This window comes from Knoellia sp. AC549, from assembly GCF_979258975.1.
Map to the genome: position 1 here is coordinate 3,266,773 of NZ_OZ409890.1, position 20,374 is coordinate 3,287,146.

General features: G+C 70.9%; 17 protein-coding genes and 1 pseudogene. All 18 read left to right on the plus strand.

Going from position 1 to position 20,374, the window contains the following annotated elements:
• Positions 1-300 precede the first annotated feature (300 nt).
• The 18 genes and pseudogenes from mraZ (at position 301) to ACZZ98_RS15975 (ending at position 20,216) form a co-directional block, all read left to right on the plus strand.
• Positions 301-732 (plus strand): division/cell wall cluster transcriptional repressor MraZ, encoded by a 432-nt coding sequence (gene mraZ / locus ACZZ98_RS15890; protein WP_380088817.1) that lies wholly within the window; start codon positions 301-303, stop codon positions 730-732.
• 169 nt (positions 733-901) lie between these two features.
• A complete protein-coding gene (gene rsmH, locus ACZZ98_RS15895; RefSeq protein ID WP_463517148.1) occupies positions 902-1,882 on the plus strand; it encodes a 16S rRNA (cytosine(1402)-N(4))-methyltransferase RsmH in 981 nt (326 codons plus the stop codon).
• On the plus strand, positions 1,879-2,586 hold the full coding sequence (gene ftsL / locus ACZZ98_RS15900) for a cell division protein FtsL (RefSeq protein WP_463517149.1): 708 nt from the start codon (positions 1,879-1,881) through the stop codon (positions 2,584-2,586). Before rsmH ends, ftsL begins: the two co-directional genes overlap by 4 nt.
• A 308-nt stretch (positions 2,587-2,894) precedes the next feature.
• The gene (locus ACZZ98_RS15905; protein ID WP_463517150.1) at positions 2,895-4,700 is read left to right on the plus strand and encodes a peptidoglycan D,D-transpeptidase FtsI family protein; all 1,806 of its coding nucleotides are present in this window, start codon (positions 2,895-2,897) and stop codon (positions 4,698-4,700) included.
• 11 nt (positions 4,701-4,711) lie between these two features.
• Positions 4,712-6,259, plus strand: coding sequence for a UDP-N-acetylmuramoyl-L-alanyl-D-glutamate--2,6-diaminopimelate ligase (locus ACZZ98_RS15910; RefSeq protein WP_463517151.1), 1,548 nt, complete (start codon positions 4,712-4,714; stop codon positions 6,257-6,259).
• Positions 6,256-7,677 carry a UDP-N-acetylmuramoyl-tripeptide--D-alanyl-D-alanine ligase gene (locus tag ACZZ98_RS15915; protein WP_463517152.1) on the plus strand — a complete coding sequence of 474 codons (1,422 nt, stop codon included), beginning with the start codon at positions 6,256-6,258 and terminating at the stop codon, positions 7,675-7,677. Before ACZZ98_RS15910 ends, ACZZ98_RS15915 begins: the two co-directional genes overlap by 4 nt.
• The gene (mraY, locus tag ACZZ98_RS15920) at positions 7,674-8,762 is read left to right on the plus strand and encodes a phospho-N-acetylmuramoyl-pentapeptide-transferase (protein ID WP_463517153.1); all 1,089 of its coding nucleotides are present in this window, start codon (positions 7,674-7,676) and stop codon (positions 8,760-8,762) included. The genes ACZZ98_RS15915 and mraY overlap by 4 nt, the downstream gene beginning before the upstream one ends.
• Positions 8,741-10,250 (plus strand): annotated as a pseudogene (murD, locus tag ACZZ98_RS15925) (UDP-N-acetylmuramoyl-L-alanine--D-glutamate ligase). The gene mraY and the pseudogene murD overlap by 22 nt, the downstream one beginning before the upstream one ends.
• 4 nt (positions 10,251-10,254) lie before the next feature.
• Positions 10,255-11,523, plus strand: coding sequence for a putative lipid II flippase FtsW (gene ftsW / locus ACZZ98_RS15930; protein ID WP_463517154.1), 1,269 nt, complete (start codon positions 10,255-10,257; stop codon positions 11,521-11,523).
• Positions 11,520-12,626, plus strand: a complete 1,107-nt coding sequence (gene murG / locus ACZZ98_RS15935) for an undecaprenyldiphospho-muramoylpentapeptide beta-N-acetylglucosaminyltransferase (RefSeq protein WP_463517155.1) — start codon at positions 11,520-11,522, stop codon at positions 12,624-12,626. The genes ftsW and murG overlap by 4 nt, the downstream gene beginning before the upstream one ends.
• Before the next feature lie 2 nt (positions 12,627-12,628).
• Positions 12,629-14,077 carry a UDP-N-acetylmuramate--L-alanine ligase gene (gene murC / locus ACZZ98_RS15940; protein ID WP_463517156.1) on the plus strand — a complete coding sequence of 483 codons (1,449 nt, stop codon included), beginning with the start codon at positions 12,629-12,631 and terminating at the stop codon, positions 14,075-14,077.
• Complete coding sequence (locus tag ACZZ98_RS15945) at positions 14,074-14,820, plus strand: cell division protein FtsQ/DivIB (RefSeq protein ID WP_463517157.1); 747 nt, start codon at positions 14,074-14,076, stop codon at positions 14,818-14,820. The genes murC and ACZZ98_RS15945 overlap by 4 nt, the downstream gene beginning before the upstream one ends.
• 305 nt (positions 14,821-15,125) lie before the next feature.
• Positions 15,126-16,427 carry a cell division protein FtsZ gene (gene ftsZ, locus ACZZ98_RS15950; RefSeq protein WP_463517158.1) on the plus strand — a complete coding sequence of 434 codons (1,302 nt, stop codon included), beginning with the start codon at positions 15,126-15,128 and terminating at the stop codon, positions 16,425-16,427.
• 71 nt (positions 16,428-16,498) lie between these two features.
• Complete coding sequence (pgeF, locus tag ACZZ98_RS15955) at positions 16,499-17,221, plus strand: peptidoglycan editing factor PgeF (RefSeq protein ID WP_463517159.1); 723 nt, start codon at positions 16,499-16,501, stop codon at positions 17,219-17,221.
• Positions 17,218-17,916 carry a YggS family pyridoxal phosphate-dependent enzyme gene (locus ACZZ98_RS15960; RefSeq protein WP_463517160.1) on the plus strand — a complete coding sequence of 233 codons (699 nt, stop codon included), beginning with the start codon at positions 17,218-17,220 and terminating at the stop codon, positions 17,914-17,916. Before pgeF ends, ACZZ98_RS15960 begins: the two co-directional genes overlap by 4 nt.
• A 54-nt stretch (positions 17,917-17,970) precedes the next feature.
• Entirely contained in the window at positions 17,971-18,459 is a 489-nt protein-coding gene (locus tag ACZZ98_RS15965) for a cell division protein SepF (protein ID WP_380088843.1), read from the plus strand.
• A 45-nt stretch (positions 18,460-18,504) separates the two neighbouring features.
• Entirely contained in the window at positions 18,505-18,780 is a 276-nt protein-coding gene (locus ACZZ98_RS15970; protein WP_380088845.1) for a YggT family protein, read from the plus strand.
• A 71-nt stretch (positions 18,781-18,851) separates the two neighbouring features.
• Positions 18,852-20,216 (plus strand): DivIVA domain-containing protein, encoded by a 1,365-nt coding sequence (locus ACZZ98_RS15975; RefSeq protein WP_463517161.1) that lies wholly within the window; start codon positions 18,852-18,854, stop codon positions 20,214-20,216.
• Positions 20,217-20,374 lie beyond the last annotated feature (158 nt).

Below are 20,374 nucleotides of genomic sequence, written 5' to 3' on the forward strand. Positions count from 1 at the left end.
CTTGCCCCACATTGCCCCACCCGGGTAGGCGCCAGGGCGTGAAAAGCGGGGTTCACAGCGGGCTCGCAGGTTGAGCGGGCGGTGGGCACCCGGCATACCGGCGTATGCCGGGTGCCTCGCTGCCGATGTCAGCTCCGGACACGCGCGGATTGCCCCACTTTGCACCACCGCCTCTGACCTGCGAATTAACCGGGTCGGAAGCTTCATAACGACTTGATTTCGGAGGTGGGTGGAGTAAAGTGGGGGAAACCGGAGAGAAGTGTCGCCCCGGGGTCGAGACGAAGTGGGGAGGTGAGCGCGGTGTTCCTCGGAACGCACACGCCTCGCCTCGACGACAAGGGGCGCCTGTTCCTTCCGGCGAAGTTCCGGGAGCGCCTCTCGACCGGCCTCGTCGTGACGCGCGGGCAGGAGCGCTGCCTCTATGTCTTCCCGATGGACGAGTTCACCAAGGTGACCCAGCAGATGCAGGAGGCGCCGACCACGAACCGCGCGGTCCGCGACTACATCCGCGTCTTCCTCTCCGGAGCCAGCGACGAGATCCCCGACAAGCAGGGACGGGTCACGGTCCCGGCGCACCTGCGCCAGTACGCCGGCCTCACCCGCGAGTGCACCGTCATCGGCACCGGGTCCCGCGTCGAGGTCTGGGACACCGACGCCTGGAACGCCTACCTCGCCAGCACGGAGCAGGCCTACTCCGAGCAGTCCGAGGAGGTCATCCCCGGACTCATGTGATCCACCCCGGCTCCCGGCCTCCAGCCGACCGGACTCCCGACACGACTTCCCCCGTGCCGGGCCCCGGACGGATGGGGACCAGGAGCCGGGGAAGCGATCACCACCCGACGGATCAGACCCGCCAGCTCCACCCCAGCCCAGAGCACGTCACCACCAGAAGGAGTTCGAGATGTCGTCACGGGGAGCCGCCGAACAGCGGCACGTTCCCGTGCTCCGCGACCGCATCGTCGACCTCCTCGCCCCGGCCCTCTCAGCGCCGGGGTCAGTCCTTGTCGACGGCACGCTGGGGATGGGGGGCCACGCGCAGGCCTTCCTCGAGGCCTGCCCCGAGGCGACCGTCATCGGCATCGACCGTGACGAGGAGGCCCTGGCGCTCGCGGGCGAGCGGCTGGCCGGCTTCGGGAGGCGCTTCCGTGGCGTGCACGCCGTCTATGACGAGATCGGCGGCGTCGTGGCCGACCTCGGCCTGCGCGAGGTCCAGGCCGTGCTCTTCGACCTCGGGGTCTCCTCGCTCCAGCTCGACGAAGCGGACCGCGGGTTCGCCTACGCCCAGGACGCGCCGCTCGACATGCGCATGGACCAGGGGAGCGGCATCACCGCCGCCGAGGTCCTCAACACCTACGCGCCCGCCGACCTCCTGCGGATCCTGCGGGACTTCGGCGAGGAGCGGTTCGCCAAGCGCATCGTCTCGGCGATCGTCCGCGAGCGCGAGGTCGAGCCGTTCACCCGGTCGGCCCGCCTCGTGGAGCTCCTGCGGACCGCCGTGCCGGCCGCGTCCCAACGCACCGGCGGCCACCCGGCCAAGCGCACCTTCCAGGCCCTGCGCATCGAGGTCAACGACGAGCTCGGCGCCTGGCAGCGCGCCGTCGGCGCCTCCATCGACGTGCTGGCCGTCGGCGGGCGGATCGCCGTCCTGTCCTACCACTCGCTCGAGGACCGCATCACCAAGCGTGCGCTCGCCGCGGGTGCGACCTCGAGCACCCCTCCCGGTATCCCCGTCGAGCTCCCGGAGCACGCGGCATACCTCCGCCTGCTCACCCGAGGCGCCGAGGAGCCCTCGGCGAGCGAGCAGTCCACGAACCCCCGATCCGCGTCGGCACGACTGCGGGTCGCAGAACGCACTCGTCTCACGAAGGGAGCCCGGCGATGACCCAGACCGCGGCCCGTCCACTCAACCGCTCCGCGCCTCGCACCGCACCGAGGACCGCCCGCCCGCGTCCGCTGAGGGTCGTGCGCGAGCAGCCGCAGCAGGGGCAGCCGGGGTTCGTGGCCGCCTGCCTCGCCCTGCTCGTCGCGGGCCTGCTCGGCGTGCTCATGCTCAACACGGCCATGGCCAAGGGCTCCTTCGTCCTCGGCGACCTCCAGGACACGTCCAACGAGCTTGCCGCGGCCGAGGAGGAGCTCAGTCACGCGATCGACGCGCAGAGCGCGCCGGCCGTGCTCGCCCAGCGGGCGATCGACATGGGCATGGTGCCGTCCACCAGTGCTGCCTTCCTCCGCCTCAGTGACGGCAAGGTCCTCGGCGTGGCGGTCCCGGCTGACGCCAAGAAGAAATTTACTGTTGCCACACAGGGCAACTCGGCAGCCGAAGCCGCGCGCCCCTCCACGACCCCGAAGACCACGGTCAAGACGGTGGGCACGGTGACGACCACGAAGGTGACGACGACGAAGGGGGCCAACATCGAGGTCACGACCACGAGCGTCGACTCGCGCACCGGGGTGACGAGCTCGACGACGTCGACCCGCAGGTCGAAGGCTGCGCCCACCGACGCCGGGCCCGAGCCGTCGGTCGGGACCGATGCCTCGACCTCACCGAGCCAGGCGGCTCGTCCCACCGCCACCTCGACCCCGTGACCCCCCGGACGCCGCGGACGCCGCCCCAGCCGCCATCGCGGGGACGTGACCCTCGCCGCTCGGCTGCGTCGCCATCGGGTCGCGTCCCGTCCGGCCGGCCTGCCAGCAAGCGCCAGACCCCCGCCAAGCGCGCCTCTGCGGCCAAGGGCGCGCCGTCGGCCAGGGTCGCTGCGTCGTCCAAGGCGCAGCCGACCGGTCGACCGGCCGGGCCGCGCAAGCCCCGCACCACGACACCCACGCGTCGCCGCCCTGCTGCTCGCAGGGGGCCTGCCCGCCCCCCCAAGCCTCCGGGCAACCCGCGCCGCCGCATGCGCGGACTGACCGTGGCCACCCTGTTCGTCTTCAGCATCTTCGCCGCCCAGCTGCTCCGCATCCAGGGCTTCGACTCGTCGGCCGTCGCCGCGGAGGCGCTCGAGCAGCGCACCGAGAAGGTCCAGATCCCGGCGCTGCGCGGCAAGATCATGTCCTCCGACGGTGTCGTGCTCGCGTCCAGCCGGGCCCGCGAGACCGTCGTCGCGGACCCGACGGCCGTCTGCACCTACCGGCAGAAGGACAAGAAGGCATGCAGCCCCGCGACGAGCGCGGCCGCCGTCGACCTCGCCGCCACGGCGCTGTCACCCCTGCTCGGTCGCAGCGTCGACGACCTGCGCTCCAAGCTGGGCGGCACGGGCCGTTACCAGGTCCTCGACCGCAAGGTGAGCCCGTTGACCTGGCGCAAGATCGCCAAGCTCGGCATCCCGGGCATCTACAAGGACTCGGCCGAGGCCGTGCCCGAGCGGGTCTACCCCCAGGGCCCGAACTCCGCCTCGCTCGTCGGCTTCGTCACCAACGACGGGGCTGCCGGTGGTGGTCTCGAGTCGATGATGGACGAGGCACTCAAGGGCACCCCGGGCCACTCGATCTTCGAGAAGGCCCCCAACGGCTCCAAGATCCCCGGAGGACGACAGGGCGGCGTCGCGGCCGTCGACGGGGGGGACGTCACCCTCACGGTGAACTCCAACATCCAGTGGTACGCCCAGAACGCCATCGCCCAGCAGATGGCCAAGATGGGTGGCCAGTCCGGGACCGCCGTGGTCATGAACGCCAAGACCAGCGAGATCCTCGCCCTGGCGTCCTACCCGACCTACGACCCCAACGACATCGGCCGTGCCAAGGGGAGCCTGGTCAACAAGGCACTCAACGACGTCTTCGAGCCCGGGTCCACCGCCAAGGTCATGACCGTGGCGGCTGCCCTCGAGGACAAGCGAGTCACCCCGGACCAGCCGGTCGTCATCCCGAACCGGATGAAGCGCTTCGACGTCTCCTTCAAGGACAGCCACGACCACGCGACCCTCCACCGCACGGTCGCGGGCGCGCTCGCCGAGTCGAGCAACATCGGCACCATCCTCATCGGCGAGACCCTCGAGCCCAAGCGCCTCGAGGAGTACTACCGCAAGTTCGGCCTCGGGTCGAAGTCCGGCATGGGCTTCCCGGGGGAGTCCGCCGGCCTCCTCGCGCCGTCAGAGAAGTGGAGCGGCACCCAGCGCTCGACGGTGATGTTCGGACAGGGCCTGTCGGTCACCGCCATCCAGGCCGCCTCGGTATTCCAGACCATCGCCAACGGCGGGATGCGCATGACACCGAGCCTCATCCAGGGCACGAAGGACGCCAACGGCACCCTCACCAAGGCGGCCAAGAAGCCGGGTACGCGCGTCATCTCCGAGGCGACCGCGACCCAGGTCAACGCCATGCTGGAGGGTGCGGTCTCCAGGGAGGGCACGGCCCCGCAGGCGCAGATCCCCGGCTACCGCGTCGCCGGCAAGACCGGCACCGCCGACTTCTACGACCCGAGCCTGGGCCGGTACAGCGGCATGACGGCGAGCTTCATCGGCTACGCCCCCGCCGACGACCCCGAGATCGTCGTGGCCGTCATCATCCAGCGACCCAACGCCAGCATCTACGGCGGCACGGTCTCGGGCCCCGTCTTCCACGACGTCATGACCTACGCGCTGCAGGAGCTCAAGATCCCGCCGACCGGCACGACCAAGGCGCCCATCCAGATCTCGGTCACACCGCAGGAGGCCGCGTCGAACCCCGACACGCTGCGGGACAAACCACGCAGTCGCGGCAAGTAGTCTGACTGGTCGTGTCTGCACCCCGACCCGCCTCCCTGACCAGCTCGAGCCTGCGTGACCTCGCGCTGCTCGTCGGCGCCTCCACGGACGGCTGGCTCGACGCCGACGACCTCCTCGTCACCGGTGTGACGCTCGACTCGCGCGCCGTGCGACCCGGCGACCTGTATGCCGCTCTGCCCGGTTCGACGGCCCACGGCGCCGACTTCGCGGCGCAGGCCTCGCAGGCGGGCGCGGCCGCCGTCCTCACCGACGCGGCCGGCCTCGAGCGCCTGCGGGCCGCCGGCGTCGACCTGCCGGTGGTCGTCGTGGAGGACCCCCGGTCGGTCCTCGGTTCGGTCGCCGCCAGGATCTATGGCACGACCGACCAGGGGCTCACGATGGTGGGGATCACGGGCACCAACGGCAAGACGACGACGGCCTACCTCGTGGCCGGCGCCCTCGACGTGCTCGGGCACCGGACGGGGCTCATCGGCACGGTCGAGACCCGCATCGGGGACGAGCGGATCAAGAGCGTGCGCACCACGCCGGAGTCGACCGATCTCCACTCCATCCTCGCGGTGATGGAGGAGCGCGACACCGACACCTGCGTCATGGAGGTCTCCAGCCACGCGCTGAGCCAGCACCGCGTCGACGGCGTGGTCTATGACCTCGCTCTCTTCACGAACCTCTCGCAGGACCACCTCGACTTCCACGCCGACATGGAGGACTACTTCTCGGCCAAGGCACAGCTGTTCACGCCCAAGCGATCGGCGCGTGCTCTGGTCTGTGTCGACGACGACTGGGGCCGCCGTCTGGCACGGGAGTCGGCCGTCCCCGTGACGACCCTGACGACGCACGAGGACCAGTCGGCCGACTGGAGGGTGAGCGTCGACGCCGGCGAGCCGGCGCGATTCCGGCTGCGGGGCAGGGACATCGAGCTCGACCTGCGCTCGGCCCTCCCCGGGGACTTCAACGTGGCCAACACGGCCATGGCCGCGGTGGCCCTGCTGCTGCTCGGCGAGGACACGGACGCGGTCGGGCGGGCGATCCTCACCGACCCGCACGTCCCCGGTCGGATGGAGAAGGTCATTGCCTCCGGCGACTCCGTGGACGACGGTCTCCTCGCGGTCGTCGACTACGCCCACACCCCGGACGCGGTCGAGGCAGCGCTGGCAGCCCTGCGCCCGTCGACGACCGGCCGCCTCGTCGTCGTGCTCGGGGCCGGCGGGGACCGTGACCGTGGCAAGCGCCACGGCATGGGTCGCGCGGCCGCCGGCATCGCCGACGTCGTGGTCATCACCGACGACAACCCGCGTGGCGAGGACGCGGCGCAGATTCGTGCCGCCGTGCTCGAGGGTGCGCGGTCCCTCGACTCTTCCTCCCTCCTCGTCGAGGTCGACGGACGCCGGGACGCCATCCGGCAGGCCGTCCGCCTCGCCCGCGAGGGTGGTCCGGGGTCTGTCGTCGCGGTCGTCGGCAAGGGTCACGAGACCGGTCAGGAGATCGCCGGGGTCATCCACCCGTTCGACGACCGCGACGAGCTGCGCGCCGCGCTCGAAGACCAAGGAGTGTCGTCGTGATCGCCCTCTCCCTCGCCGAGATCGCCGACCTCACCGGCGGCACGCTCCACGGCCCCGCGGACTCCGCTGAGCAACCCGTCATCACCGGAGCCGTCGTCACCGACTCGCGTGAGGCGGAGGCCGGCAGTCTCTACGTCGCGCGCATCGGCGAGGCCATGGACGGCCACCAGTTCGTCGCTGCGGCCCGGGACAACGGGGCCGTCGCTGCGCTCACGAGCCGCCTTGTCCAGGAGCTTCCCTGCGTCGTCGTCGCCGACGTCCAGGCCGCCTTCGTCGCCATCTCGCGCGCCGTGCTCGACCGGGCGACCGACCTCACCGTCATCGGCATCACCGGATCGTCCGGCAAGACGAGCACCAAGGACCTGCTCGGCACGGTCCTGGCTGCTGCTGCCCCGACGGTCGCACCGGTCGGCTCCTACAACTCCGAGGTCGGGGTGCCGCTCACCGTCACCCGGGTCACCCCGGAGACGAGGTTCCTCGTCGTCGAGATGGGCGCCCGGGGCATCGGCCACATCGACTACCTCACCCGCATCGCACCACCCCGCATCGGTGTCGTCCTCAACGTCGGCACCGCCCACGTCGGCGAGTTCGGCTCTCGCGAGGCCATCGCCACGGCCAAGGCCGAGCTGGTGCAGGCCCTGCCCCGCGACGGCGTCGCCGTCCTCAACGCCGACGACCCGGTCGTGCGAGCCATGGCTGCCCGCACCGATGCCCGGGTGGTGCTCGTCGGTGAGGCCGAGGACTCAGACGTCCGCGCCGAGGACGTCAGCGTGGGCAGCGACGGCCGCGCGAGCTTCCGCGCCATCACCCCCGCGGGCGAGGTCGCCATCGCGCTGCGCCTCGTCGGCCGACACCATGTGGGCAACGCCCTGGCCGTGCTCGCAGTAGCCCTGGAATGCGGCATACCCCTTCGAGCGGCGACCACGTCGATCGCCGAGGCCGGCATCGTCAGCCGCTGGCGCATGGAGGTCACCGAACGCCCCGACGGGGTGACCGTCGTCAACGACGCCTACAACGCCAACCCCGACTCGATGAGAGCCGCCCTCGCGGCGCTCGAGTCCATGGGGGAGGGGCGGCGCACCTGGGCCGTCCTCGGCTCGATGCTCGAGCTCGGGGACGAGTCCGACGCCGACCACGCCGAGGTCGGTGCCGAGGCGCAGCGCCGAGGTGTCGACGAGCTCGTCGTCGTCGGCGAGACCGCCCGCCCGATGGCCGACATCGCGCCCATCGAGGGCACCCGGATCCGCTGGGTCCTCGACGCCGACGCCGCCGAGGCGCTGCTCCGCGCAGAAGTCGAGCCAGGCGACGTCGTGTTGTTCAAGTCGAGCCGAGATGCAGGTCTACGGTGGCTCGGAGACAGACTCACCTCCGTCCCACGGATGACCGAGAACCGCACCACCCAGGAGGACCCCCAGTGAAGGCCGTGCTCGTCGCTGCGGTGGTCAGCCTGGTCGTCGCGCTCTTCGGCACCCCCATGTTCATCAAGTGGCTGGTGAAGCAGGGCTACGGCCAGTTCATCCGCGACGACGGACCCACGTCGCACCACACCAAGCGCGGGACCCCGACCATGGGGGGCGCCGTCATCGTCGGCGCGACCCTGTCGGCCTACGCCATGGCGCACCTCGTCTTCTGGACGGCGCCCAGCTGGAGCGGTGTCCTCGTGCTCTTCCTCATGGCGGGCCTGGGGCTCGTCGGCTTCCTCGACGACTACATCAAGATCAGCAGGCAGCGCAGCCTCGGGCTCCGGTCCAAGCAGAAGCTCGCCGGCCAGACCGCCGTGGCCGTGATCTTCGCGATCCTCGCCCTGCAGTTCCCCAACGACTCGGGGCGCACCCCGGCCTCGACGAAGATCTCGTTCGTCCGGGACACCAACCTCGACCTGGCCTTCGCGGGGACGATCGTCGGCGTGCTGCTCTTCATCCTCTTCGCCAACGTCATCATCGCCGGCACGAGCAACGGCGTGAACCTCACCGACGGCCTCGACGGCCTGGCCACCGGCGCGTCGGTGATGACCTTCGCGGCCTACGTGCTCATCGGGATCTGGCAGTTCAACCAGAACTGCCAGACCGACGCCGGCGTCGGCATCAAGTGCTACGAGGTGCGAGACCCGCTCGACATCGCCATCGTCGCGGCGGCTGCCATGGGCGCCTGCTTCGGCTTCCTCTGGTGGAACGCCTCACCGGCCAAGATCTTCATGGGCGACACGGGGTCGCTGGCCCTCGGCGGCCTGCTCGCCGGACTGGCGATCGTCACCCGCACCGAGTTCCTCGTCGTCATCCTCGGTGGCCTGTTCGTCACCATCACCCTCTCCGTCATCATCCAGGTGGCCTCGTTCAAGGCGACCGGCAGACGGGTGTTCCGGATGGCGCCGCTGCAGCACCACTTCGAGCTCCTCGGCTGGCAGGAGGTCACCATCGTCATCCGGTTCTGGATCATCGCCGGTCTCTTCGTCGCGCTGGGCCTGGGCCTCTTCTATGCCGAATGGGTCGTGGGCGCAGCATGACCGCCGGCACCACGGATCGGCTGGAGCGGCTCACCCACCGCGAAGCCGACTGGGCCGGGCTGCGCGTCCTCGTCGCCGGACTGGGTGTCAGTGGCTTCGCAGCCGCCGATGCCCTGCTGGAGAGGGGTGCTCACGTCGTCGTCGTCGACGGCTCGTCGGGCGACTCGTCGCCGGCCATGGCCGAGCGGGCACGTATCCTCGAGGTCCTCGACGCCGAGCTGCGCTTCGGTCCCGAACACGTCTCCGGTATGCCGTCCGAGCAGGTCGACCTCGTCGTCACCTCCCCGGGATGGCCGCCGACCCAGCCGCTGCTGGCCGCCGCCGCGAAGGCGGGTGTCGCGATCTGGGGCGAGGTCGAGCTCGCCTGGCGGATGCGCCCCCTCGAGGGGGCGGCGCCGTGGCTCACCGTCACCGGGACCAACGGCAAGACGACGACGGTCCAGATGCTCACCTCGATCCTGCGGGCCGCGGGCAAGCGCGCGATCAGCGCCGGCAACGTCGGCACGCCGATCCTCGAGGCGATCATGGACCCGCAGCCCTTCGACGCCATCGCCGTCGAGCTTCTCGAGCTTCCAGCTGCACTGGTCGGACTCGATCCGGCCCCAGGCCTCGGTGTGCCTCAACGTCGCACCCGACCACGTCGACTGGCACGGCAGCTATGAGGACTACCTCGCCGCCAAGGGCAAGGTCTACTCCGGCACGCAGGTCGCCTGCATCTACAACGTCGACGACCCCCAGACCGAACGCCTCGTCGAGGACGCCGAGGTCCAGGACGGGTGCCGCGCCGTCGGCTTCACCCTGGGCACGCCGGCCCCGTCGATGCTCGGGCTCGTGGGTGACGTCCTCGCCGACCGCGCCTTCGTCGAGCAGCGCCGCCACGCCGCAGCCGAGCTCGCGACGGTCGAGGACCTGCGCGGCGACGCGCCGGACGTGGCGCCCCACCTCGTCGCCAACGCCCTCGCCGCAGCGGCGCTGGCCCGGGCCCACGGGGTCGAGCCCGCTGCCGTGCGCGCGGGACTGCGCTCCTTCCGGCCCGAGGCCCACCGCATCGCCCACGTCGCCACCCTGGCCGAGGTGCGCTACGTCGACGACTCCAAGGCGACCAACCCGCACGCAGCGGCAGCCTCGCTCACGGCATACGAGCAGGTCGTCTGGGTCGCCGGAGGGCTCCTCAAGGGAGCCGACGTCGACGACCTCGTGCGCACCGCCGCTCCTCGTCTGCGGGGGGTCGTGCTCATCGGTCGCGACCGCGCGCTGATCGCCGACGCGCTTGCCCGACACGCGCCCGATGTCCCCGTCGTCGACGTCGCCGACACGGACACTGGAGCCATGGATCGCGTCGTCTCGCAGGCCGCGTCGCTCGCTCAGCCGGGCGACGTCGTGCTGCTCGCGCCGGCGGCCGCGTCGATGGACATGTTCGACAACTACGGCGCACGCGGAGACGCCTTCGCCGAGGCGGTGCTCCGCCGCGCTGCTTCGGGGGAGTGAGCACGTGAGCAGCACGACCGGTTCGGTCAAGGAGTCCAAGAGCTCGGCGAGGAGCGGCCGCGGTCTCGGCGTCGCCGAGTGGCTCGAGCGGCTCGACCGGCCGGTCACGACGTACTACGTCCTGACCGGTGTCACCTCGATCCTCGTCGGCTTCGGCCTCATCATGGTGCTCTCCGCCTCGACGGTCACCTCGCTCAACGCGACCGACTCCGGCACCGCCTACTCGATCTTCATCAGCCAGCTCGTCTTCGCCATCATCGGCGGGGTGGCGCTGGTCGTCGCGTCGCGCCTGTCCGTGGCGACCTGGAAGAGGCTGGCGCTGCCGTTGGTCGGCGCCGCACTCGTCCTCCAGGTGCTGGTCTTCACGCCCCTCGGGTTCGACGTCCAGGGCAACCGCAACTGGCTGGACTTCAAGGTCTTCACGATGCAGCCCTCAGAGCTGCTCAAGGTGGGCCTGGCCCTCAGCGGCGGCCTCATCCTGTCGGCCAAGCGCAAGCGGCTCAACCGGGTGGGTCACGCCCTCGTCCCCTACGTCTTCCCGCTCGCGATGCTGGCGATCTGTCTCGTCCTCCTCGGCCACGACCTCGGCACGGTCCTCATCCTGTCGGCCGTGGTCGGCGGCGCGATGTTCACCGCAGGCGTCCCGGGGCGATGGTTCGCGCTGTCCGCCGCGGCCTTCGCGGCCATGGCCGTGGCCTTCGTCATCACGAGCCCCAACCGGCTCGGCCGCTTCGACGTCTGGCTGGGCCGTGACACCGACCCCACCGGCATGGCGCGGCAGTCGATCCACGGGCGCTACGCCCTCGCCGACGGCGGGTGGACCGGGGTGGGCCTGGGCCAGTCCCGCGAGAAGTGGGAGTGGCTCTCCGAGCCGCACAACGACTTCATCTTCGCGATCATCGGCGAGGAGCTGGGCCTGCCCGGCACGATCATGGTGCTCGCCCTCTTCGTCGTCCTGGCCCTGGCCTGCTACCGCCTCGTGATGCGAAGCTCCGACTTCTTCGTGCGCATCGCCACGGCCGGCATCATGAGCTGGATCGTCGTCCAGGCCATGATCAACGTCGGGTCCGTCATCGGGCTGCTCCCGGTCATCGGAGTGCCCCTGCCGTTCGTCTCCTCGGGCGGGTCCTCCCTCGTGACGACCATGCTCGCGCTCGGCATCCTCCTCTCCTTCGCGCGGGCCGAACCGGGCTGCGCCAAGGCCCTCGCCGCGCGACCGTCCCTCCTCAGGCGCTCCTTCGCCGTTCTGCCGAAGCGGGGGTCGCGCTCATGACCGGGACGTCCGCTGGCCTTGGTTCGGTCGTCCTCGCGGGCGGGGGCACCGCCGGGCACGTCTCGCCGCTGCTCGCCCTCGCCGACTGCCTGCGTCGGCGTGAGCCCGACGTCCGCATCACCGCCCTCGGCACAGCCGAGGGCCTCGAGGCGCGACTCGTGCCGGCCCGCGGCTACGACCTCGAGGTCATCCCCAAGGTGCCGATGCCGCGCCGGCCCTCGGCCGCGTTGCTGCGCCTTCCGGGCTCGCTGCGTCGAGCCGTCCAGGCCGCGGACGACGCCATGGGCTCCGCCGACGCGCAGGTGGTCGTCGGCTTCGGTGGCTACGTGTCGACGCCGGCCTACCTCGCCGCCCGGCGACGCGGCATACCGGTCGTCGTCCATGAGCAGAACGCCCGTCCCGGCCTGGCCAACAAGCTCGGCTCCCGCTTCGCCAGGCATGTCGCCGTCACCTTCCCGGACACGCCGTTGCCCGGTGCGACCGTGACGGGTATGCCGTTGCGGCGCGAGATCGCGCTGCTCGACCGCAAGGCCCGCCGGGCCGAGGCGCTCGCGCACTTCGGCCTCGACCCGCAGTGGCCGACCGTCCTCGTCACCGGAGGCTCGCTCGGTGCGCAGCGCATCAACGAGGCCTTCCACGGGGCCGTCGGCTTCCTCGGTGCGGCGGGGGTCCAGGTCCTGCACGTGACCGGTGCCGGCAAGGAGTTCCCCGTCGCGTCCGATGGTGGCGCACCCTATGTCGTCGTCCCCTATGCGGACCACATGGAGCTGGCGTATGCCGCTGCCGACATCGTCGTGGCGCGCTCCGGGGCCAACACGGTGTGCGAGCTCACGGCGGTCGGGCTCCCGGCGGCCTATGTCCCCCTGCCCATCGGCAACGGTGAGCAGAGCCTCAACGCGCGTGCCGTCGTGGCTGCGGGGGGAGGTCTCGTCGTCGACGACGTCGACCTCACCACGACCTGGATCGAGACCACGCTCGTCCCGCTGCTGCGGGACGCGCCGGCGCTCGCCGAGATGGCAGCGGCCGCAGCGTCCGTGGGGGAGCGTGACGGTGACGAGCTGCTGGCCGACCTCGTCGCCGATGCCGCGTCCGGGAAGGGCTGACGGTGGAGGCGCCCAGCCCCCGGTTCGACTTCACCTCTGAGGTCCCCGGGCTCGACAGTCTCGGCCGCGTCCACCTCATCGCCATCGGTGGTGCGGGCATGTCCGCCGTCGCTCGCCTCATGCTGGCCCGCGGCGTCGTCGTGAGCGGATCCGACTCCAGGGACAGCCCCGTTCTCGATGCGCTGCGCGGGCTGGGTGCGCAGGTCTTCGTCGGACACGACCCGGCGCACGTGGCCGACGCCGACACGATCGTCATCTCCTCGGCGATCCCCGAGACCAACGTCGAGCTCGCCGCCGCCCGAGCAGCCGGACGGCTGGTGCTGCACCGCTCCCAGGGCCTGGCGGCCACGATGCACGACTCGCGACCCGTCGCCGTCGCGGGCGCCAACGGCAAGACGACGACGACGTCGATGCTCACCGTCGCGCTGCAGCGGGCCGGGCTCGACCCGTCCTTCGCGTCCGGGGGCGAGCTCACCGGGCAGGGCACCAACGCGGCGTGGACAGGTGGTGAGCTGTTCGTCGTCGAGGCCGACGAGAGCGACGGGTCCTTCCTCGTCTATGGCCCCGAGGTCGCCGTCGTCACCAACGTGCAGCCGGACCACCTCGACTTCTACGGCACCTACGACAACGTGGAGGCGGCCTACGCGGACTTCGCCGCCTCGCTCCGGCCAGGGGGCCTGCTCGTGGCCTGCGCCGACGACGCAGGATCGGCACGCCTGGCCGCTCGCGCCGCGTCGTCGGACACTCGTGTCCTCACCTATGGCTTCGCCGCGTCGGCGGACCTCACGCTGACCGACCACCGCCCCGACGACGAGGGCATCGGCACGACGACGACCCTGGAGCTGGCCGACGGCACCACGGCGCACCTGCGCCTCGCCACGCCGGGTCCGCACAACGCCCTCAACGCCGCCGCGGCATACCTCGCGGCGACCGCTGGTTTCGGGGCCGACAGCACCCTGGTCCTCGAGGGTCTCGCCGGCTTCGACGGGGCGCGCCGCCGTTTCGAAGTGCGCGGTGAGGTCAGGGGAGTCACGGTCGTCGACGACTACGCCCACAACGTCGGCAAGGTCGCAGCCGTCGTCCGCACCGCGGCCGAGATCGCCGACCGCCGGGGTGGGCGCCTGCACGTCGCCTTCCAACCTCACCTGTACTCCCGCACCCGTGACTTCGCCGAGGGGTTCGCGGCCGGTCTCGCTCCGGCCGACACCGTCGCCCTCCTCGACGTCTACGGAGCCCGGGAGCAGCCGATGGAGGGCGTGACGAGCGACCTCATCGCGGTGCCTCTGCGCGACCTGCCGGGCCCGCGCACCGTCACCGTCGGGGGGACCTTCGACGACGTGGCGCGGGCACTGGCCGCCGCCGCTGCTTCCGGCGACCTCGTCCTCACGGTCGGCGCCGGCGACGTCACGGACCTGGCCGGTCTCGTCCTCGACAGCCTGGAAGCGCGGTGAGCGGCGTGGAGGTCTCGGCGCGCGGGCTGGCGTCCGCCGACTCGCGCTTCCGGGAGCGAGCGCTCGCTCGCCGCCGTCGCCCCTGGCGCCGCGTCCTGTGGGCGATGCTCGCCGTCCTCGTCGCGTCGGCCGGAGTCTGGCTCGCCTTCTGGAGCCCGGTCTTCGCTGTGCGCTCGATCCAGGTGGCCGGCGTGACCGGCGCCGACCGGACGGCGGTGGCCTCGCTCGTCGGCGTCGACCGTGGCACCCCCTTGGCCCGGGTGGACCTCGACGACGTCGAGGAGAGGGTCCGCTCTCGCCGAACCATCGCCGAGGTGTCCGTCGAGCGCGGCTGGCCCGGCACCCTGCGGGTCAGCGTGGTGGCTCGCCAGCCGGCGCTGGTGCTCAAGAACCCTCAGGGTCAACTTGAGGTTGTGGATGCCACCGGCGTCTCCTACGACACGGTGGCGTCGCCGCCGGCCGGCATCCCCGTCGTGTCCGCTGCGTCGACCAAGGGCACGACCAAGGCGGCTCTGGAGGCAGCCCTCTCGGTGATCCAGACGCTGCCCACCGACCTCACCCAGCGGGTCACGGCGATCCAGGTCAGCACGGCGAACCTCGTGTCGTTCAACCTGGCGGGCGTCCGGGTGGTCTGGGGTGGCGCCGACGAGGCGGAGCGCAAGCTCGAGATCCTTCGCGCGCTCCTGCCGACCAAGCCCGGAACCATCGACGTCAGCGCACCGGACAGCCCCGTCACCCGCTGACCTGCCGCTGGCACTGCTCGTCCTGTGTCGCGCCACCAACGGCGGGCGTTGTGGGGGAGATGGGGGTGGTGTGACGCAAGTGACGTGGGTGAGGAACAATCGTCGGACCCGCCCGCGACACGCCCTTGCGCTCGTTGCATGACACCGCGCCGACGCCTAGCGTCAGGCCAACGGTTCGGAATCAAACTGTGACCCTTGACCTGAGGTCGAGACTCAGGGGTCCGCAGCACCAGCCTTGTGACGACCTGACCGGCACGTCGCACCACCAGCTCGAGCACCCAGCAATCTCAGGAGAGGCCCTCACCGTGGCAACACCCCAGAACTACTTGGCCGTCATCAAGGTCGTCGGCATCGGTGGTGGTGGTGTCAACGCCATCAACCGGATGATCGAGGTCGGGCTCAAGGGTGTCGAGTTCATCGCGATCAACACCGATGCCCAGGCACTGCTCATGAGTGACGCCGACGTCAAACTCGACGTCGGCCGCGAGCTGACCCGCGGGCTCGGCGCCGGCGCCGACCCCGAGGTCGGCAAGAAGGCCGCCGAGGACCACGCCGAGGAGATCGAGGAGGTCCTCAAGGGGGCCGACATGGTCTTCGTGACCGCCGGTGAGGGCGGTGGCACGGGCACGGGTGGGGCTCCCGTCGTCGCGCGCATCGCCCGAGGCCTCGGAGCGTTGACGATCGGCGTCGTCACCCGGCCGTTCACCTTCGAGGGTCGCCGGCGTGCCAACCAGGCCGAGTCGGGCATCGCCGGTCTGCGCGAAGAGGTCGACACCCTCATCGTGATCCCCAACGACCGCCTGCTCTCGATCAGCGACCGTGCCGTCTCGATGCTCGACGCCTTCCGCAGCGCCGACCAGGTGCTGCTCTCGGGTGTCCAGGGCATCACCGACCTCATCACCACCCCGGGCCTGATCAACCTCGACTTCGCCGACGTCAAGTCGGTCATGCAGGGGGCCGGCTCCGCGCTCATGGGCATCGGTTCGGCCCGCGGCGAGGACCGGGCCGTCCAGGCCGCAGAGCTCGCCATCTCGAGCCCGCTCCTCGAGGCGAGCATCGACGGGGCGCACGGCGTGCTCCTCTCGATCCAGGGCGGCAGCGACCTCGGCCTCTTCGAGATCAACGAGGCCGCCCGCCTCGTCCAGGAGGCCGCGCACCCGGAGGCCAACATCATCTTCGGTGCAGTCATCGACGACGCCCTCGGCGACGAGGTGCGCGTGACCGTCATCGCGGCCGGCTTCGACGGGGGCACTCCGGTCAAGCGTCCGGACGAGCGCGGGATCGGCAGCATCCAGGGGCCGAGCAAGACCCAGCAGGCCGCAGCAGCGCAGCAGTCCACGGGCCAGCAGCAGTTCCAGCAGGGGCAGCAGGGCCAGGGGCAGCAGGGCCAGCCGGCCCTGCGTCCCGCACCCCAGGGGGAGGCCCACCGCCAGTCCGCTCCCGGTACGGCTTCCCCGCCGGTCGCCACCAACGGTGAGCCGGTTCGTCCGGCGACGGAGGGAGCGCCCGTGCAGCGCAGCGCCGAGGGGGAGCAGCGCCCGACCCCGCCGCGCACCGTGACCTTCGACGACGGCGACGACCTGGACGTGCCCGACTTCCTGAAGTGAGCGCCTGAGCGCTGATCACGACGAGGGCGACCGGTTCCACCGGTCGCCCTCGTCGCGTCTACGGTGGTGACGTGTTCTTCTGGCGTGACGACGTGGGCGGGATTCGCCGTGCCTTCACCGACCGCTCGGACGGCGTCAGCGTGGGGGCGTATGCCGGCCTCAACCTGGGTGGTCATGTGGGCGATGCCCCGGATGCGGTGCGGGAGAACCGGTTCCGGGTGGCGCGGTCGCTGGGCGTCGACCTCGCCCACCTCGTCTTCATGGACCAGTGCCACGGCGCTGACGTGGCCGTGATCAGCGAGCGACCGGATGGCCCGCTCGTCGTCGACGGAGTCGTCACCTCGACGCCGGGCCTGGCCCTCGCCGTGCTGGTGGCGGACTGCACGCCCGTCCTGCTGTCGGACCAGGCGGCGGGCGTCGTCGGTGCGGTCCACGCGGGGCGCCCCGGCATGACCAAAAGCGTTGTGTCACAGGCGATCGAGGCCATGGCAGGTCTCGGTGCGACCGACATCGCGGCAGTGGTCGGTCCGAGCGTGTGTGGCCGTTGCTACGAAGTTCCGCTGGGCATGCGTGAGGACGCCGCGGCCGTGGCCCCGGAGGCGCGAGCCGTGTCGTGGACGGGAACGCCGGCCATCGACGTCGCCGCCGGTGTCGTCGCCCAGCTGCGAGGAGCCGGCGTGGACGAGATCACCTGGGTGCCGGGCTGCGCCCGCGAGGACGAGTCCCTGTTCTCCTACCGTCGCGACGGCACGACCGGCCGGTTCGCGGGAGTGATCGTGCGAGGCGCCTCATGACCGGACGCCGGGCCGAGCTCGAGGCCAACCTGGCGAGGGTCCATGAGCGCATCGCGGGCGCGGCCTCGGCGGCCGGGCGAGATGCCGCGGAGATCGAGCTCGTCGTCGTGACGAAGTACTTCCCGGCCAGTGATGTCGACCTGCTGGCCGACCTGGGTGTCCGACACATCGGTGAGAATAAAGACCAGGAGGCCAGCGCCAAGGTCGCTGAGCTGTCGCACCGTCGAGACGTCATGGTGCACTTCATCGGTCAGCTCCAGTCCAACAAGGCCGGCCACGTCGCTGCCTACGCCGACGTGGTGCAGTCCGTCGACCGGGCCAAGATCGTCACGGCGTTGGACCGTGCGGCTCAGCGCGCCGACCGGCGGGTGGACGTCCTCCTCCAGGTGTCGCTCGACGAGGCCCCGGGCCGCGCCGGAGTCGCACCGGGCGACGTCGCGGCGCTCGCCGACCTCGTGGCGGAGTCCCACTGCCTCAGCCTTCGGGGGGTCATGGCCGTGGCACCTCGCGAGGGTGACCCGAGGGCCCCCTTCGCCCGACTGCGCGAGGTGGCACACGGCATACGCGCAGATCATCCGGATGCGACGTGGATCTCGGCCGGGATGAGCGGCGATCTGGAGGCTGCCGTCGGCGAGGGAGCGACACACCTGCGTGTCGGGACGGCAATACTCGGTTCTCGCCCCTCACTTGGGTAACTTCGTCGTCGAACCACTGACCACACCGGTCGCCGATTCGTACGAGGAGCTCTCATGGCTGGCGCGCTGCGCAAGACGATGGTCTATCTCGGCCTGGCCGAGGACGAGGGCCGTTACTACGACGACGCCTACGACGAGTACGACACCGACGAGGGCCTCGACTCGGAGGAGACCAGGGAGCCACGGGAGCGGGCCGCCGAGGTCACCCCGCTGGCCAACCGACGCAGCGTCGCGCAGGTCGTGCGCACACCGGAGGCCACGGGCATGTCACGGATCACGACGATTCACCCGCGCACCTACAACGAGGCCAAGACGATCGGCGAGAACTTCCGTGACGGCACCCCCGTCATCATGAACCTCACCGACATGGACGACGCCGACGCCAAGCGCCTCGTCGACTTCGCCGCAGGGCTCGTCTTCGGTCTCCATGGAGCGATCGAGCGGGTCACCGCCAAGGTCTTCCTGCTCTCGCCGTCGACCGTCGAGGTCCACGCCGAGGAGTCCGGCGCCGTCCCCGGTCGCACGCTCTTCAACCAGAGCTGACCCCGCCGCCCTCCGGACCCAGCCCGGTCCCGCACACTGGTCCGCATGAACACCGTGCGTGCCCTGCTCGAATTCATCGTCTGGCTCTACCTGATGGTGGTCTTCGGGCGCCTCATCCTGGACTGGATTCGAGTGTTCGCCCGTGACTGGCGACCGCGCGGAGTGATGCTCGTCATCGCCGAAGCGGTCTACACCCTGACCGACCCGCCACTGAACGCACTGCGGAAGGTCATCCCGCCACTGCGCCTCGGCGGGGCGTCGATCGACCTGGCGTTCCTCGTTCTGGTCCTCGCGCTCTACCTCCTGATCTACATCCTCTAGTCTGGATCGCTGAGCCGTGTGTCCTCCGTGATGCCCGGCGTCCCCGAACCGACTGACACAGAGGAGTTGACATGGCGTTGTCGCCCGAGGATGTCCTCAACAAGACGTTCACGACCACCCAGTTCCGACGCGGCTACGACGAGCGCGAGGTCGATGACTTCCTCGATGACATCGTCGCCGAGATGCGTCGCATGACCAAGGCGGACGACGAGGTGCGCAAGCAGCTCAACGACTGCCGTCAGGGCCGCGGCCTCGAGCCCGTCACCGCCGCCATGCCGGCACCGGCCGCCGTCGTCCCCGACCGCTCCGCCGAGATCTCCAAGCTCGAGGGTCGCAACTCCGAGCTCGAGGCGCGGGTGCGCGAGCTCGAGGAGCTCGAGGGCAAGAGCCAAGCCGACGAGGACAAGGGCGAAGCCGATGGCCTCTCCCAGCGCAACAACGAGCTCGAGAACCGGGTCAAGGACCTCGAGCACCAGCTCGGCGAGTCCGACCGTGAGATCGCCCAGCTCCGCGACCAGCACGACGCCCTGGTCAGCGAGCGCGACTCCCTCGTGGCTGAGCGCGACACCCTCGCCACCGAGCGCGATCGTGAGCGCGCCGAGCGCGAGGCCGCGTCGGCGCAGAACGAGCAGGAGCGCGAGGCCGTCTACGCCAAGGCCAACGACAACGCCGACGAGCAGCTCGCCACCCTGCGTGCCCGCGTCGAAGAGGCCGAGGCCGAGGCCCAGCGCCGGATCCAGCAGGCGCAGGCGGACGCCGAGCAGGCCGAGTCCGAGGCCCAGCAGCGTGTCGCCAACGCGCAGGGAGCGGCGCAGGACGACCAGGGTTCCGACGCTGCTGCCGTCGCCGGAGCAGGCGCCATGGGTGCCGGTTCGGCAGCGGGTGTCCTCGCCCTGGCCCAGCGACTCCACGACGAGCACGTGTCTGCGGGCGAGAGCCGTCGTGACGAGCTCGTGCGTGAGGCCCAGGCGCGGCACGACGAGCTGCTGAGCACCGGCGAGAGCAAGCACGACGAGCTGGTCACCAGTGGCCAGTCGCAGCACGACGAGCTGGTCAGCACGGGTCAGGCCAGGCACGACGAGCTCGTGAGCACCGCCCAGGCGCAGCACGACGAGCTCGTGACGACGGCGAAGTCGCAGCACGACACGATGCTCGCCGAGGCCACGAGCAAGCGCGAGGAGCTCATCACCGAGGCGCGTGAGCGCTCCACCGGCATGGTCCACGAGGCACAGCAGCGCAAGGCGTCCATCCTCGCCGAGCTCGGTGAGCAGCGGACGGTGCTCGAGCGCAAGATCGAGCAGCTGCGGGGCTTCGAGCGCGACTACCGCGGTCGTCTCAAGACCTACATCGAGGGTCAGCTGCACGAGCTCGACCACACGGCGGTCGACACCGAGGACGACAGCGAGGTCGAGGAGCACGCCAGGCAGGACACGTGATCCGTCGCTGATCACTGCTCTCCCCGAAGGGCACCCGGTCACCGGGTGCCCTTCGGCACGTCACCGCCGGTATGCCGCCGGCGAACTTCGCAGGTCGTGCGGCCCTTAGCGTTGTGATGGGCATGATGAGGGCTTATCCTCTCGGCACGTGGTCGAGC